The 16,759-nt window shown below is 50.3% G+C and carries 12 protein-coding genes; 5 read left to right on the plus strand and 7 right to left on the minus strand.

Annotation, left to right across the window (positions count from 1 at the left end):
• Positions 1 to 3: 3 nt before the first annotated feature.
• From ACN0WW_RS16455 to ACN0WW_RS16480, 6 genes are read right to left on the minus strand one after another with little or no spacing between them, the layout of a single operon-like run.
• The gene (locus ACN0WW_RS16455) at positions 4 to 810 is read right to left on the minus strand and encodes a peptidylprolyl isomerase (RefSeq protein ID WP_417614069.1); all 807 of its coding nucleotides are present in this window, start codon (positions 808 to 810) and stop codon (positions 4 to 6) included.
• Complete coding sequence (narI, locus tag ACN0WW_RS16460) at positions 803 to 1,576, minus strand: respiratory nitrate reductase subunit gamma (RefSeq protein WP_417614071.1); 774 nt, start codon at positions 1,574 to 1,576, stop codon at positions 803 to 805. Before narI ends, ACN0WW_RS16455 begins: the two co-directional genes overlap by 8 nt.
• A gap of 2 nt (positions 1,577 to 1,578) precedes the next feature.
• The gene (gene narJ / locus ACN0WW_RS16465; protein ID WP_417614073.1) at positions 1,579 to 2,391 is read right to left on the minus strand and encodes a nitrate reductase molybdenum cofactor assembly chaperone; all 813 of its coding nucleotides are present in this window, start codon (positions 2,389 to 2,391) and stop codon (positions 1,579 to 1,581) included.
• A complete protein-coding gene (narH, locus tag ACN0WW_RS16470; protein ID WP_417614075.1) occupies positions 2,283 to 3,809 on the minus strand; it encodes a nitrate reductase subunit beta in 1,527 nt (508 codons plus the stop codon). Before narH ends, narJ begins: the two co-directional genes overlap by 109 nt.
• The gene (locus ACN0WW_RS16475; protein ID WP_417614077.1) at positions 3,806 to 7,567 is read right to left on the minus strand and encodes a nitrate reductase subunit alpha; all 3,762 of its coding nucleotides are present in this window, start codon (positions 7,565 to 7,567) and stop codon (positions 3,806 to 3,808) included. The genes narH and ACN0WW_RS16475 overlap by 4 nt, the downstream gene beginning before the upstream one ends.
• 12 nt (positions 7,568 to 7,579) lie before the next feature.
• Complete coding sequence (locus ACN0WW_RS16480; protein WP_417614079.1) at positions 7,580 to 10,306, minus strand: nitrate/nitrite transporter; 2,727 nt, start codon at positions 10,304 to 10,306, stop codon at positions 7,580 to 7,582.
• Positions 10,307 to 10,516: 210 nt separating this feature from the next.
• Here ACN0WW_RS16480 and ACN0WW_RS16485 point away from each other — a divergent pair, with 210 nt between their 5' ends.
• Positions 10,517 to 11,215 (plus strand): cyclic nucleotide-binding domain-containing protein, encoded by a 699-nt coding sequence (locus ACN0WW_RS16485; protein WP_417614081.1) that lies wholly within the window; start codon positions 10,517 to 10,519, stop codon positions 11,213 to 11,215.
• Positions 11,216 to 11,237: 22 nt separating this feature from the next.
• Here the strand turns inward: ACN0WW_RS16485 and ACN0WW_RS16490 are convergent, their stop codons facing one another.
• Positions 11,238 to 12,509, minus strand: coding sequence for an alginate export family protein (locus tag ACN0WW_RS16490; protein WP_417614083.1), 1,272 nt, complete (start codon positions 12,507 to 12,509; stop codon positions 11,238 to 11,240).
• A 102-nt stretch (positions 12,510 to 12,611) separates the two neighbouring features.
• Here ACN0WW_RS16490 and ACN0WW_RS16495 point away from each other — a divergent pair, with 102 nt between their 5' ends.
• The 4 genes from ACN0WW_RS16495 (at position 12,612) to hemN (ending at position 16,439) form a co-directional block, all read left to right on the plus strand.
• On the plus strand, positions 12,612 to 13,076 hold the full coding sequence (locus tag ACN0WW_RS16495; RefSeq protein ID WP_417614085.1) for a hypothetical protein: 465 nt from the start codon (positions 12,612 to 12,614) through the stop codon (positions 13,074 to 13,076).
• Entirely contained in the window at positions 13,076 to 14,296 is a 1,221-nt protein-coding gene (locus ACN0WW_RS16500; protein ID WP_417614087.1) for an NnrS family protein, read from the plus strand. The genes ACN0WW_RS16495 and ACN0WW_RS16500 overlap by 1 nt, the downstream gene beginning before the upstream one ends.
• Before the next feature lie 66 nt (positions 14,297 to 14,362).
• Positions 14,363 to 15,064, plus strand: coding sequence for a Crp/Fnr family transcriptional regulator (locus tag ACN0WW_RS16505; RefSeq protein WP_417614089.1), 702 nt, complete (start codon positions 14,363 to 14,365; stop codon positions 15,062 to 15,064).
• Between the two features lie 82 nt (positions 15,065 to 15,146).
• Complete coding sequence (gene hemN, locus ACN0WW_RS16510) at positions 15,147 to 16,439, plus strand: oxygen-independent coproporphyrinogen III oxidase (RefSeq protein WP_417614091.1); 1,293 nt, start codon at positions 15,147 to 15,149, stop codon at positions 16,437 to 16,439.
• Positions 16,440 to 16,759: the final 320 nt, after the last annotated feature.

Raw genomic sequence — 16,759 nt, forward strand, 5'->3', positions numbered from 1 at the left:
TCATTACTGCACCAATGGTCCGTCGACGGCTTCGAACGCGACGCCTTCTATCTCTGTCTGGGAGGCCAATATGGAAAGATATTGCGAGACTGCTTTACGAAAGCTTGCTTCTTCCAAATAATCCGCAATTTTTTGCTCAACCGCTTCAAAGGGCAGAGTTTCTCCTTCTACGCGGCGTCCGGCGCGGATAACATGAACGCCAAAGCGTGATTTTACTGGCTGTGCGCATAATTCGCCTTCCGCCAAAGCAAAAAGCGCCTTTTCAAAAGGCTCGACAGTTTGCCCAGAGCCAATCTGGCCTAAATTGCCGCCTTGCTCTTTAGAAGAACAAGCTGATAGTTCGCGTGCCAGCTTACCAAAAGCATCAGGCTCTGCTTGAACCTTCCGGATTACGCCTCGGGCATCGCCGGTCGCCAGAGAGTATGCAAATTCATCATCGGGCGACGCGGCAAACAGGATATGCTCAGCCTCAACAATTGTTGGCGAAGAAAACCGGTCTTCATGCTGCTCATAAAAACGCTTTGCAACGGCACTGTCGGCTGTTGGCGTTTTGACTTCCTGTTCCAGCAAAGCCTCAATACGAGCGTCGTCCGGAGCCAATTTATTTCCATTGGCATCGGTCAAGTCAGGTGCTGCAATATGAAGCCGATCCGCTTCGTTCAGCAGTAATCTTCGTACAACAAGAGCTTCTGCAGCGCTGGCTCTTGCTTCCTCCGGAGTTCCTGACGGATGATTTTGGGCTTCTGCCGCGATATCGCTCTGCGCAATTTCAATTCCGCCAACGCTAATTTTTTCCATTACCTCATCCATGATGCGTCTCCCCAATACCGCTCGCTAATTTACGAGAACGCACGATCTGGTATCCCGAACGCCAGAAATAGCGAACTGGAGCAGACAACATGTGCACTAGGCGGGTAAAAGGAAATAACAGGAATATGAACATGCCGAGGATGAGATGGACCTGATACGGCCAGTCAAGACCAACGATGTAATTGGCAATTCGCGGCTCGAAAGTAAAGATGCCCTGCGCCCAGGCGGAAAGCCGTAGCATTACCTCCGCATCGCTGTGCGCTAATGAAAACGGAACAGTTGCAAGCCCAAGTAAGAGTTGAACAAAAAGAATGATCAGTATTGCATTGTCACTAAAACTCGATGTCTGTCTGACCCGCGCATCAAAAAAACGCCTATGCATTAGTAGTAGCAAGCCTGCAAAGCATATTAGGCCCGCGATCGTGCCTGCGATGATGGCCACCATCTGTTTAGCTTCTGCTGTGATAATATATTTATAGATACTATGCGGCGTAAGCAGTCCGACAAAATGGCCCATGAATAAGAACAGGACGCCAACGTGGAACAATACCGAACCCCACATTAATTGTTTGCGCCGCAGCAACTGACTTGAACCGGCGCGCCAAGTATAAGGTTCGCGATCATAACGGATGATCGATCCGACTACGAATACGGCAAGTGCGATATAGGGAAAAACGCCAAAGAAGAACATGTTCGCCCATGCTTCAATCGGGAGAGTCTCAAGCGCTTCGTGCCCTGCCGGAGTGGGGATTATTGGTGCAGACATAATCAAGCTCCTTTTTCGAATTGCATAGCTGCGAGCTGGCGCTCGGCAAGCGGGCAGGATGTGTCTTTATCAGACGGTAGGTTAGGATTGGATGGCGCCATTGCACCGAATGTCACTTCCTCTTCTTCCCAAGCGGCATCGAGCGCTTCCAGATCGTCGGGATCATCGGCTGGCTTTATCGCACTTTCCACGTCAACACTGCGATCAACGCCTGCGATATTGCATAAGGCAATCAATATAGGCGCATAAACGGATTGGCGCTCTTCAAGCCGCTGTGACAGGGCAACTAGCACCAGACCGGGTTCAGCTAATCGCTCCAGCGCAGCCTCGCGCGGCAACACCGAGCAATACTCCAGAAACTGCGGCAAATAATCGGGCAATTCGTTGGAAACCGGATCAAGACCGGCATCAAGATAGCGTTCGCGCAAATCGACCATCGCCTGGCCCCGGTCACGACTTTCGCCGTGCACATGTTCAAATAAATGCAGTGAATGGACACGTCCCCGGTCAAACAATTCGACATAATCTTCTTGCACATCAAGGAGATCGCTATTGGCCAGCTTTGTTAACAATGGCTCCAGCGCCGCAATTTGAACCGCGTTAAGCAATCCATCCTCCAACAGCGCGCTGCGCATTTCAGGAACGGCGTTTTGCACATCTGCCTCTGGATATTGCAACAGGGCAGATAAGATACGAAATGTTATGCTCACGATATCATCTCCGTCGGCGTCTGAAGTTTCTTGCGGGCAGGGGCACCAAATAAGTTGGTATCGCTGCTGCCGCTGGAACAGCCATTGCCAAAGGAAAATCCGCATGAACCGCGTTCTTCGAACATATCCTCGGCATCTTCACGGTGGCCGGTGGGAATAACAAACCGGTCTTCATAATTAGCGATGGCCATGATCTGGTACATTTCGTCAATTTGCGCAGTGGTAAGGCCAACGCGCTCTGCGATATCTTCGCGGATAACGCCGTCCACTGTTTTTCCGCGCATATAGCTGCGCATGGCGAGCATCCGTTCAAGGCACGTGGCAATTGGCTCCTCATCTCCCGCAGTAAGCAAGTTAGCGAGATATTTGAGCGGAATACGCAAGCTGCGGATATCGGGCATGTCATCGACCATTTCGATTTTGCCCGCCCCAGCTGCTGCGCTGATCGGCGATAATGGCGGGACATACCAGACCATTGGGAGCGTTCGGTATTCGGGATGCAGCGGAAATGCGACTTTCCATTCCATCGCCATTTTCCATACCGGCGACAGGCGTGCAGATTCTAGCCATGCTTCTGGCACGCCGTCTTTGCGTGCTTGTGCAATGACTTCCGGGTCATTCGGGTCCAGAAAAATATCAAGTTGCGCCTGATAGAGATCCTCAACATTTTCTGCTGACGCCGCTTCCTCAATACGATCTGCATCATAAAGCATCACGCCAAGATAGCGGATGCGCCCGACGCAGGTTTCGGAGCAAACGGTCGGCTGTCCCGCTTCGATACGGGGATAGCAGAATGTGCATTTTTCTGACTTGCCAGATTTCCAATTATAGTAAATTTTCTTGTAGGGGCAGCCAGATACACACATGCGCCAGCCTCGGCATTTTTCCTGATCGATCAGGACAATGCCGTCTTCTTCGCGTTTGTAGATGGAGCCTGATGGACAGGCCGCAACGCAGGTCGGGTTCAGACAATGCTCGCACAGGCGCGGCAAATACATCATGAATGTATTTTCAAATTGCCCGTACATTTCTTTCTGAATGCCTTCGAAATTATAATCCGCAGAACGCTTGGAAAACTCGCCGCCTAGGATTTCTTCCCAATTGGGAGCCCAGTTGATCTTTTCCATCCGCTTACCGGTAATGGCCGAGCGGGGACGTGCTGTTGGCTGTGCTTTGGATTCCTTAGCGGTTTGCAGATGGCCATAATCGAACGTGAACGGTTCATAATAATCGTCGATTTCCGGCAAATCGGGGTTGGCGAATATTTTTGCTAAAAGCCGCCATTTTCCGCCCATACGCGGCTGCAGGCGGCCCCCCTTTTTGGTCCATCCGCCGTTCCAGCGTTTCTGGTTCTCCCAGTCTTTCGGATAACCAATGCCGGGTTTGGTCTCGACATTGTTGAACCAAGCATATTCCAGGCCTTCACGGCTGGTCCAGACGTTTTTACAAGTCACAGAACAGGTGTGACAACCGATACATTTATCAAGGTTTAAAACCTTACCGATTTGTGCGCGAACCTTCATGCTACTTGCTCCTTTGTTGCCATTGCTGGCAACGCCCCTTCGGGCAATTCTTCTTCCAGCCAGTCCACTTTGGACAACTTACGCACAATGACGAATTCATCGCGGTTGGAACCCACGGTCCCGTAATAATTGAAGCCGTAGGAAAGCTGCGCATACCCGCCGATCATATGTGTTGGTTTCAAAACCGCGCGCGTGACGCTGTTGTGAATACCGCCGCGATTTCCGGTCAGCGGGGAACCGGGCATGTTCACGATTTTTTCCTGTGCGTGGTACATGAACAGCGTGCCTTCCTTCATCCGCTGCGACACCACTACGCGGGCCACAAGCGCGCCGTTAGTATTAAAAGCCTCCACCCAATCATTATCGACAAGGCCTGCCTTTGCGGCGTCGGTTTCCGACATCCACACAATCGGTCCGCCGCGCGATAGTGTCAGCATCAACAGATTGTCGGTATAGGTAGAGTGGATGCCCCATTTCTGGTGCGGGGTAATAAAGTTCAGGATGACGTGTTTTTCACCATCGGCCTTATCAATCATCGGCTTCACCGCTTTGGTATCAATCGGCGGGCGATAGACACAGAATCCCTCGCCAAAGGCGCGCATCCAGCTATGATCTTGATAAAGCTGCTGCCGTCCGCTTAATGTGCGCCACGGGATAAGCTCATGCACATTGGTATAACCTGCATTGTAACAGACATGCTCACTCTCAATTCCCGACCATGTGGGCGAGGAAATAATCTTGCGCGGTTGTGCCTGTAAATCACGAAACCGGATTTTCTCGTCTTCTTTGGGCCGCGCCAGATGCGTATGATCGCGTCCGGTGTTTTCAGACAATGCCGCCCATGCTTTTACAGCGACTTCACCATTGGTTTCGGGTGCCAGCATCAGGATAACCTCTGCCGCATCAATCGCGCTGTCGATTTTAGCATGACCCTTTGCCTGACCTTCGGAAAGAACGGTCCCATTAAGCTGTTTCAGCAGCTCAATCTCATGGTCAGTGTTCCAACCAATCCCTTTACCGCCATTGCCTAGTTTGCCGAGCAACGGGCCGAGCGAGCTGAACCGGTCATATAGGCCGGGGTAATCTCGCTCAACCACCGTAACATTGGGCATACTTATGCCGGGAACAGGCTTGGTGTCGCCTTTGCCCCAATCTTCAACATCAAAAGGCTGCGCCATCTCACCCGGCGTATCGTGCATTATCGGGGTAAGCACCACGTCTTCTTCAACGCCCAGAACCTCTGGTGCGATTTCGGAGAATTTTTTGGCAATGCTTTTATAGATTTCCCAATCCGATTTGGATTCCCAAACCGGATCAACCGCTGCCGACAAGGGGTGGATGAACGGGTGCATGTCGGATGTATTCAAGTCATCTTTTTCATACCAGCTTGCGGTTGGCAGAACGATGTCGGAATAAACGCATGTGGTGGACATCCGGAAATCCAGCGTTACGACCAGATCAAGTTTACCTTTTGGCGCTTCATCATGCCAGACGACTTCATCTGGCTTTTGCGCGCCGGTTTCGCCCAGATCCTTGCCCTGAACGCCGTGTGACGTGCCGAGCAGATGTTTAAGGAAATACTCATGCCCTTTGCCCGAGGAACCCAATATATTAGAACGCCACACGAACATATTGCGCGGCCAGTTTGCTGGATCATCAGGATCATGACACGACATTTCGAGATCGCCGGATTTCAAACCCTCGGCCACATAATCCTTGGCCTCTTTGCCAGCAGCTTTGGCAGCTTTGGCGATATCCAGCGGATTGCTTTTCATCTGCGGCGCACTAGGCAACCAACCCATGCGTTCGGCGCGAACGTTGTAATCGATTAACGTGCCCGACCAGTCACCTTCCGGCGCAGTGGGGGACAATATCTCTTTTACGTCCAGCGTTTCATACCGCCATTGGTTGCTATGCGCATAGAAAAAGCTGGTGCTGTTCATATGACGTGGCGGACGGTTCCAATCCAACCCGAACGCCAGTGGTTGCCAGCCGGTCTGCGGCCGCAATTTTTCTTGGCCAACATAATGCGACCAGCCGCCGCCCGATTGTCCGATACAGCCGCACATCACCAGCATGTTGATAATGCCGCGGTAATTCATGTCCATATGATACCAGTGGTTTAGACCGGCGCCTAAGATGACCATCGACTTGCCATTGGTTTTTTCGGCGTTGCTTGCAAATTCCCGGGCAACTGTAATAATCTGCTCGGCTGGAACGCCAGTGATCTTTTCGGCCCATGCAGGGGTATAAGGCACATTGTCGCTATAATCTTTGCTAACATGTTCACCGCCAAGGCCCCGGTCGAGGCCATAATTGGCGCAGAAAAGATCAAAGACTGTGGCAACGATTGCATCACCATCTTTCAACTTGATAGAACGCACCGGTACTTTGCGGTTCAGCACATCGGGATGATCGGTCCCTTTGAAATGATCATGTTCATGATTGCCGAAATAAGGAAACGATACATCGACAACATCGTCGCGGTTTTGATCCAGTATCGCGGTCATCCGCAATTCGACATCATTGCCCTTGCCGTCTTTTTCCTCCAAATTCCATTTGCCTTTTTCTCCCCAGCGGTAACCGACCGAGCCCAGTGGCGCGACAGCTTTGCCGCTCTTTTCATCAATGGCGACTGACTTCCATTCGGGATTATTTTTCTCACCGAGTCCGCCTTTGAAATCTGATGCGCGCAACATGCGTTCAGGCACATAAGCACCGTCTTTCTCGACCAAGCGGACTAGCAACGGCATATCAGAATATTTGCGGCAATAGTCCTCAAAATAGGGAACTTGCCGGTCCAGATGATATTCGCGCAGGATAACATGCCCTATTGCCATCGCCAACGCAGCATCGGTTCCCTGCTGTGGATTCAGCCAGATATCGGCAAATTTAGTGGCTTCGGCATAATCGGGCGACACGACAGTTACCTTGGCACCGCGATAGCGAGCTTCGGTCATGAAATGCGCATCGGGCGTGCGCGTTTGCGGCACATTGGAACCCCAAAGCATGATGTAGCCTGCATTATACCAGTCGGCGCTTTCGGGCACGTCTGTTTGCTCGCCCCATGTTTGCGGAGAAGACGGTGGTAGATCGCAATACCAATCGTAAAAGGACATACACGTCCCGCCCAGCAGCGAAAGATAGCGTGAACCGGCGGCGTAGCTGACCATCGACATCGCAGGAATAGGCGAGAATCCGATGACCCTGTCTGGCCCGTATTTCCTAGCGGTATAGGCATTGGCGGCCGCAATGATTTCTGTCACTTCATCCCATGCTGCCCGAACAAAGCCGCCATGCCCGCGTATGGCTGTATAACTTTGGCGTTTGGCTTTATCCTCGACAATTGATGCCCATGCAGCAACTGGCGTCATGCTTTTGCGAGCTTCCCGCCATAACCGCACCAAACGTGACCGGATCAGCGGATATTTTAACCGCTGTGCTGAATAAATATACCAGCTATAGCTAGCCCCGCGCGGGCAACCGCGTGGCTCATGATTAGGCAGATCAGGCCGTGTGCGCGGATAATCGGTCTGCTGCGTTTCCCAAGTGATGATCCCGCCTTTGACGTAAATCTTCCATGAACACGAACCGGTGCAGTTCACCCCGTGGGTAGAGCGCACGATCTTGTCGTGCTGCCAGCGTTTGCGATAGCTATCTTCCCAATCGCGCGCTTCGGACGTTGTGACTCCATGCCCATCAGCAAAAGGTATCTTTTTTTGTTTAAAGAAGGTCAAGCGGTCTAACAGATGGCTCATGATTTGGGTCCTTTACTGGGCTAATACGGGAATGGATTGAGGGGCTTTGCCACGTTCAATATCGTGAAGAGTGCCGCCTTTTCGGGTATAAACGAACCATGTCAGAGCGGCGCAGCTGGCATAGAAAATCAGGAAGCCCCATAACGCCCCCATCGGCGAGCCTGTTGCCGCAATCGAGCTGCCAAAGCTTTTGGGGATGAAGAATGCGCCGTAAGCAGCGATGGCGGATGTAAAGCCGACGATAGCAGCGGATTCCTTTTCGGCCTGTCTTGTGCGTTCTGCCACGTTCAGATGCGGCATCAGGCGGGGCACTTCGCTCCGCATGATGACAGGGATCATCTGGAAAGTTGAAGCATTGCCAACGCCTGTGACAAAGAACATGAAGATGAAAATGCCAAGGAAACCGACAAAGCTATTCTGATTGAGAGAATATACAACACCGACGACGCCGATCATCATGGCGACAAACACCCAGAACGTTACACGTGCACCGCCCCATTTATCCGAAACCCAGCCAGTAGCCGCGCGGCTGATTGCCCCGACCAATGGCCCCAGAAAAACATATTGAAGCACATTGACATCAGGAAATTCGCTTTTCGCAAGTAAGGGAAGGCCAGCCGAGAAGCCGATGAATGAACCGAACGTCCCGGTGTATAACCAGCACATAATCCAGTTATGTTTGCGCTGGAAAATCACGGCTTGTTCGGCAAAACTCGCTTTCGCATCGGCAATATCGTTCATTCCGAACCATGCCAGCAAGCCTGAGGCGATGATGAACGGGATCCATATAAACCCTGCATTTTGCAGCCAAAGCTGTTCGCCCGTGTCAGTGGATACTGGCTGTCCGCCCATCACACCAAATACGCCCGCCGTAATAACGATGGGAATGAGGAACTGCATCACCGATACACCTAGATTGCCCAGCCCGGCATTGAGCGCCATAGCATTTCCCTTGCTCGCCTTGGGGAAAAAGAAACTGATGTTGGACATGGAGGAGGCAAAATTGCCGCCGCCCAAACCGCAGAGCAGAGCAAGCACTAGGAAGATAAAATAAGGCGTTTCTGGGTTCTGGACGGCATAGCCAATGCCGAATGCCGGCAGCAGAAGCGAGAAAGTTGATAGTGTGGTCCATAAACGTCCGCCAAATATCGGAACCATGAAGCTGTAGAATATGCGTAGCGTCGCGCCAGACAGTCCGGGTAAAGCAGCTAGCCAGAACAGCTGATCGGTTGAATAGTTGAACCCGATTAGCGGTAGCTTGGCCACCACCATAGACCAGACCATCCATACAGAAAATGCCAGTAGCAACGCAGGAATAGAGATATAGAGATTTTTGCGTGCTATTGGTTCACCTACATTTTCCCAAAACTCTTCGTCCTCTGGGCGCCAATCGTCCAAGACTTTGGTTGGGATTTGCCCGTGAAATTTCTCCTCGTGGATTTCAGCCAATTCTGGAAATTCTGGGAGCGAGCGCGCATCAACACCTGATGCCTTTTGCTCCATCTGCCTTACGGCAATATGCATCCACGCCAAAGCCACGCCCACAATTGCAAACAAGACCATGAAACAGCTTGTCCAGATGCCAGTCAGATCGCTGACCGCGCCAAAAACGATAGGAAGAATAAAGCCGCCGAGACCGCCGACCATGCCGACCAAACCGCCGACTGATCCCACGTGATCGGGATAGTAAACCGGGATATGCTTATATACCGCTGCCTTGCCCAGCGACATGAAGAAACCGAGCACGAATACAGTCAAAACAAATGGCACAAGACCCATTGACGTGGAGAAACTAATATTGCCCTTTATCCCGTGAATTACATAATCAGTGGCGGGATAGGAGAGCATGAAAAGGCAAAGCAACGATATGCCGAACGTGGCATACATAATTTTACGTGCACCATATTTATCGGATAAGATCCCGCCATAGGCGCGAAAAAGGCTGGCCGAGAGCGAGAAGGTGGCCGCCAATATACCAGCCATTTTGATGTCGAGCCCATATACACCCATGAGATATTTGGGCAGCCACAAAGCCAGAGCGACGAAGGCTCCGAACACAAAGAAATAATAGAGCGAGAAACGCCAGACCTGCTGATTTTTCAGCGGTTCGAGTTGTTGCTTCAGGGACTTTGGTTTTTCCCCAGATATTTTGCGTGCAGCAAAATCCGGATCATCTTTAGCGAATAGGAAATAAAAGATAGCCGTAGCACCGAGCACTGCTGCCCAGATTTGCGCGACAGCGGTCCAGCCAAGAGCGACCATTACGAAAGGCGCTGTAAATTTAGTTACTGCTGCACCGACATTACCCATGCCAAAGAAGCCCAGTGCGGTTCCCTGTTTTTCCTGCGGATACCATTTGGATACATAGGCAACGCCAACCGCAAAACAGCCACCTGCCAAACCAAGGCCGAGAGCCGCCAACAGCATTAAGCCGTAACTGTCCGCATAAGAGAGTGCTAACGTCGAAACTGCCGATGCAAGCATCGTGAGAGGAAATACTATTCGCCCACCATATTGGTCAGCCCAAACGCCGAGAAACAGCCGTGTCAGCGATCCAGTAAGTATAGGCGTCCCTACGAGAAGACCGAATTGCGTATCATTTAAGCCTAATTCCGCTTTGATCTCAATGCCAATAATGGCAAAAACAGTCCAAACGGCAAAGCACACCGTAAACGCGAATGTGCTTAGCCCGAGCGCCCGGTCTTGATCAGCTTTGGTTGTGATATGCGTAGTTGACATGGTACCACCCTAGTTGTGCTTTGCTGAACTCTATTGGGCGGACCATGCGAATATCTTTTTGACTTGAATCAAAGTTACAGCGGCAGCAGTGCCAATATTGCTCTACGCATGACAATGGTCTGGTGTGCTCCAGACATTTGTCATTTTATCGATTGATGAATATCAATTGATCTGGCAAATGCGGGCATTAATATTCTAAGGACATATTTCTTGCGACCAAATGAACGACCAGAAATAGCAAGTTTGCCTTTATTCGCAGAAATGAACGACGGTCAACGCGAGCGTGTTTTTGCTGCATCCCTTGTGCAAGCGTTTCCGCCGCAGTTAACGCTGTTTGATGTCGGTCAGCAGCCAGATTTTCTCTATGTTCTTATAGATGGCTTGGTTGAGCTTTATACGACCAACGCGGATAGGGATTCGACTTTGGCGATTGTCGAGCCTGTCAGCACATTTATTCTTGCTGCGCTAATTACCGACCAACCTTTTTTGATGGCTGCGCGTACGTTGGAATCCTCTCGTATCATGTTAATCCCCTCAGGAGTGTTGCGTGACGTGATCAAACAAGACGGAGCATTGATGCGACAAACCATGCATGAGCTTGCTGTCGGTTACAGAAATATGGTCCGCGCTCTTACAGACATGAAAATGCGGCAATCAACCGAGCGGCTTGGCAATTTTATCTTACTTGAGAGCCAAAAGCGTGATGGGGAAAAGAACTTGCGTTTGCGCGGTGAGAAAAAATTGCTGGCTTCGCTTCTTGGGATGACGCCCGAGAATTTGTCCCGAGCTTTTAGCGCGCTTTCCAAACATGGCGTTTCGGTTGACGGTTCAAATATAGAAATCACAGACCATGCTGCGCTCGTTCAATTTGCGCGCCCTGACCCTTTTTTGGATATGTTTGAATCCTGAACTTATATCTGGGACGACACGTTTAGAATTTCGCGTCTATAGAAAACCATATCTTGGTTGTATCGGTTGCAAATAGGTCGGCGTTGTAGCGGGCAATTTTGCCAATAAGCGTAATATTTTTGCGGGCTGGGATACTCATCACGGCATCCCATTCGCTTCCGTAATCGATGCCTAATCTGGCGGAATTAAAATCATGATAAACGATCCGTAGCAATGTGCCTTTTAAGGGCCCGTCCTGGCTAAACTTATAACCTATATCAGCATAAATATCGCGCAGTCCATTTGCCGGAGTAAGTAGAAATTTATCCGACCAGCCATTAAAGGCGTGGAGTGTCGCTAGCGGCGTTTGCAGGGCGGAGATTCCATCGCCCTCTAGGCGCTCTAATCCGACCTTTGCTGTAAACGGTCCAGTTGCAAAGCCAGCTTCGGCGAGCCAATAATCATGATTAAAAACCAATGGGTTGGAACCATATTCTTTCTGACTGCCATATTCGGCGGCATAAAGCAGCTTGGCTTTTTTTGTCAGAGCCTGATCGCCTGAAAGCCGAACGCCCAGCGTGCGCGATGACAGAGCTGGTGCGGATGGGATGTCAAGCCAGTAGCCATAGCCAGATAGCTTGCCCACAGGTTTGATTTCAACGCCAGCGCGCAAGCCGTGGATATCAGTATCCCGCCAAATACCTAGTGGTGAATCGGTTCCGAAAATCCGGTTAACACGCCAGGCATGAAAATAATCTACCGAGATATTCTGAAGGGGTTTCGCAGATATTTTGATCGCATCGAGCGTCTGGTCATTTTGTCGCCAGCCAACTGACCCGACCCATCTTTGGTTGTCGAGATTGACAGCCTGCCGCCCTGCTGTCGCCTCTATTCTGCTATCCGGACGCCACCGAATATAGGCTTGGTTGAGCAGAATGTCTTCCGCATCGGCCACTATTGGAAATTGTGTTCGCCCGTTTATAGTGTCGTTAAAACGCTCTTTCCCGATAGCGATAATCGCTTCACCCTCCACAACTGCGCTCAGCCCGTTCCATTCATCGGTTACGAACCCAGCGCGTATCCGCAAGGTAGATGCGGTCGCATTTTCTGGAATGCCGTCCTGATCAACCAGCTCTAACCGGTACCGAATATCCGCATAGGGTTTGATCGGTAGCGGGTCACTAGTCGGCGCTGGTTGCTCGTTTTGTGGCGGATTTTTCGGCTGGGGTTCGGTCTGCGCGATTGCAGGACTGACATTAATGCCTACAACTAGAGCCACCAACCCCGATAAATATTCTGCCTTAATCCTTTTCATGCCATCTACGTAGTGGTCAACAAAGGCAATGTAATTGATTTAAATCAAGAGAACTGTGGAGGTTTGTGGCTATCGCTACGACGAAAAATATAAGGAAGCGATATGGATGATTACATAATAGCGCGCGTGATCCATGTCGCCAGCATCCTGTTATGGATCGGCGGCGTGGCCTTCGTGACGATGGTTGCCATGCCTGCAATCCGGCAGCAATCCGAGCCGAATGAGCGCCTCTCCGCATTTCATAAATTGGAAAACGGCTTTGCATGGCAAGCCAAAATTTGGGTTTTACTGGCCGGAGCAAGCGGTTTCTGGATGGTCTGGCGGGCTGAAATGTGGGACCGGTTTCTCGAAAGTCATTTCTGGTGGATGCATGCGATGCTGATATTGTGGATCATATTCATGGTCATGCTGTTCATTGCAGAGCCGCTATTCCTGCATCGCAGGATGGCCGCATCGAAAACGCCTGCAGAAGATTTTTCAAAAATGGAAATGCTGCACCGCATATTGACTCTATTTGGTATAATCACTGTTCTAGGCGCGGTTGCAGGCAGCCACGGGCTTATCTGATGCAGGAACGGATAAACATTATATTCGCCGCGCCCCACCGTCTGCTATTTTTTACAGGTGTAATAAATCTGGTATTTCTGATGGTTTGGTGGACCGCAAGTCTGTTCGACATCTATATATGGCCTATCGGTATGAGTAGGGCAGACGTGCCGGCCTCGTTGATTCATGGCCCGATGATGCTTTACCTGATGATACCGGCCTTTTTCTTTGGCTTCCTTTTAACGGTTTTCCCGCGCTGGATGAGTTATCCTGATCTAAGCAGAGAGCAATACGCGCCTGTAGGGACTTCTTTCATATTGGCATCGATATTAGCGTGGTTCGCCTTGATACTGGCAAATCACCATCTTTTGGCATTAGCTTTGTGCATAGCCGGGCTAGGCTGGGCAGCTGCAATTTGGCAAATGCTGCGTCTGCTCATTTTAGAACGACGCGAAAACAAGGGGCCAACGTGGCATGCGTGGTCGGCTTTCTCCGCTTTGGGTTTTGGCCTCATAGGTCTGTGCTTAGCTATGCTTTTTTTGGTCACGCTTAGTGGCCAATATTATCAAGCCGCTAGCATGACCGGGACATTTGGGTTTCTGTTGCCCGTATTTTTTACCGTAGCGCACCGGATGATACCGTTTTTTGCGGGTAATGTCGTTCGAGATTATGTTGTATGGCGGCCCTATTGGGTGCTTGCTGCAGCTTGGATTTTTCTTGTCACGCATTTGCTGCTCGGCCTCACTGGCAATGCTTCACTGGAATTTATCAGCGCGCTAGCCCTTTGTTTGTTAACCGGACTGATGCTTTGGCGTTGGTGGCCGCGGCAGACGGCGCCGGGGCTTTTCATGGCACTGATTTGGGGCTTTGCATGGGCGCCGCTTGGTTTTGCGCTAATCGCTCTTGATAGCTATTCTGACTTTGCGGGACTAGGTATCAGCATCGGCAGAGCTCCAGTCCATGCGCTCTACATTGGAATGTCGGGTAGCCTCGTGATCGCGATGGTCACGCGCGTGACGCAGGGACATTCAGGCAGGACCTTGGAGATGAGCCGCATAGCCTGGCTTGCATTTTGGGGGATACAGCTGTCTGCAATCGCTAGAATTATAGCTGGGATACGCGATGATCACGGGCATTGGTTTGTGCTTGCAGGTGTTCTGTGGATTTTACTGGTCTCGCCTTGGGCACTCAGACAGGTGGCGATTTATCTGACGAAACGCGCAGATGGCAAGGCCGGTTAGACGGTTTCTATTGGCATAATGTAACATAAGTTTGTTTTCATTGGCTTTGGTCATTATAACCACGCCATGAGCGATTGTTCCACATGCATAGTTCGCAACCGAGCGATTTGCGCCAGCCTTGAAACCGTTGAATTGCAAGCATTGGGAAATCTAGGCCGCAAGCTGAAAATAAAGCGCGGAGAAACTCTCCTATGGGAGGGAGACCCCGCACCCGTCGTCGCCAATATTATTGACGGCGTGTTGAAACTTTCGGTAAATTTGCAGGACGGGCGTGAGCAAATTGTCAGCGTTATGTATGCATCCGATTTTATCGGACGGCCGTTCGGTAAAGAAAGCCCGTATAGTGTAACGGCCATGACCGATGCCGAGTTATGCGTTTTTACGCGATCCGCCTTTGATAATTTTGCGCGCGAGCATCCTGACTTACAGAATAAATTGTTGCAGCGTACCTTAGACGAACTCGACCGCGCGCGGGAATGGATGACATTGCTAGGTAAAAAGTCAGCAACAGAACGCATTGCAACCTTGTTGATCGAATTGTCTGAGAGGCTTGTGGTAGAGGGCTGCAGTCCGATAAACACGCGACTTGATCGGTTTGAGTTGCCCATGGACCGGCAGCAAATAGCCGATATTTTGGGCCTAACGATCGAAACTGTCAGCAGGCAGTTTACGCGTATCAAGAAAGACGGGATTATTGACTTGCCTGATCGGCGTACGGTTGTCATCTCGGATCGTGCCCGGCTAGAGCTTCTGGCAGAGGTTGCTTAGATACCTTAAAGTTAGATTTTATCGCGGCGCTTTTTGACTAAGATCAAAGCGCAGCGCGATTTCGTAGATTAGTTATCTGCTAATGTGGCCCTATTATCCAGAATTGCTGGCAAAACCAGTTCCTCGCTACACCAGCTATCCCACAGCTATGGAGTTTGAAGAGGGCTTTGGTTCAGACGAATATACGCAAGCTTTGCGTGACATGCCATCTGGAACCGCGCTATCGCTTTACGTCCACATACCATATTGTGAGAAAATTTGCTGGTATTGTGGTTGCAATACTGGCGCAGCAGGTAAAGTCCAAAGGCTCACGGCTTATCTGGACGCACTTGAAAGCGAAATTGCACTAATTGGCCGACTACTGAGTGGGCGAGGGGTGGTTCGCAACATTGCATTTGGCGGAGGTAGTCCAAATGCAATCAGCACTGTAGAATTTGTGCGCCTTCTAGACCGCATAACAACAATTTTCGAGGCTGGGACACCTGATATCTCCGTCGAACTTGATCCTCGCGGATTAAGTTCGGAATGGGCATTGGCCATGGCGGCGTCGAACGTTTGCCGCGTCAGCCTTGGCGTGCAGACATTCGCTCCCCATGTCCAGGCGGCCATCGGGCGCATTCAACCACTTGCCGACATAGAAAAATCTGTATCTGCGTTGCGCCTTCGCGGAATTGAGGCAATAAACTTTGATCTCATGTACGGGTTGCCTGAACAATCGCTGCAGGATCTTGATGATACACTGAATTTGGCAATACAGCTCAAGCCCAGCCGGATATCGCTATTTGGTTATGCACATATGCCGACAATGATACCTCGGCAAAGACGCATAAATGGTGACAATTTGCCTGATGCAGAATTACGTTTTGCACAGAGTGCTTTGGGATATGAAAAATTAACCGATGCAGGGTATATTGCCGTCGGTTTTGATCATTTTGCTTTGCCTGAAGACAGCTTGGCGATCGCGGCAGCGAAGGGCCGGGTGCATCGTAATTTTCAAGGCTTTACTGACGATCCCAATGATGTGCTCCTTGGCTTTGGTGCAAGCGCAATCAGCAGCCTACCTAGTCTGTTGGTTCAGAACGAAAAGAATGTAGGGTCATATCGAAAATTGGCTGCACGAAACCAAATAGCCGTCACAAAAGGCGTGGCTCGAAATAAGGAAATAAACGAACATGGCGAGGTAATACAATCTCTACTTTGTCAGGGGCGGGCGCATGCCGATGCAGGAAATATTTTGCCCAAATCTGATATGCTGGATGTTTTCGAGCAAAGAGGTTTGATTGCAAAATGTAGCGATGGGCTCGTGATTAATGATGCTGGGCGGCCTTATGCGCGTCATATCGCTTCACTTTTTGATCAATATCGCAATCCGTAAAGCGAAAAAAGGTGGCTAAACTGCTGCAGTTGTAAGAACACATACCGCCCGCCAAGCTGCTCACAATTTCATCTTTATCTTAATTCGCTGATTTTCATCAGTCGTTCGGACTTTGTGTTAGCCAACTAACACAAAAAGTTACGATTCTGGGCCAAAATGCTAAAATTATAACACATATTCTAACACATATTGTAATATAGCGAAATATTATCCAATATTACCAGTTATATAGATATCCATCATTCCGTCTCATAACCTGAAGGTCGTAGGTTCAAATCCTACTCCCGCAACCAACAATTTTTCTTGGTGAGCAAAGCGAA

Source organism: Parasphingorhabdus sp., assembly GCF_048269865.1.
GTDB lineage: Bacteria > Pseudomonadota > Alphaproteobacteria > Sphingomonadales > Sphingomonadaceae > Parasphingorhabdus.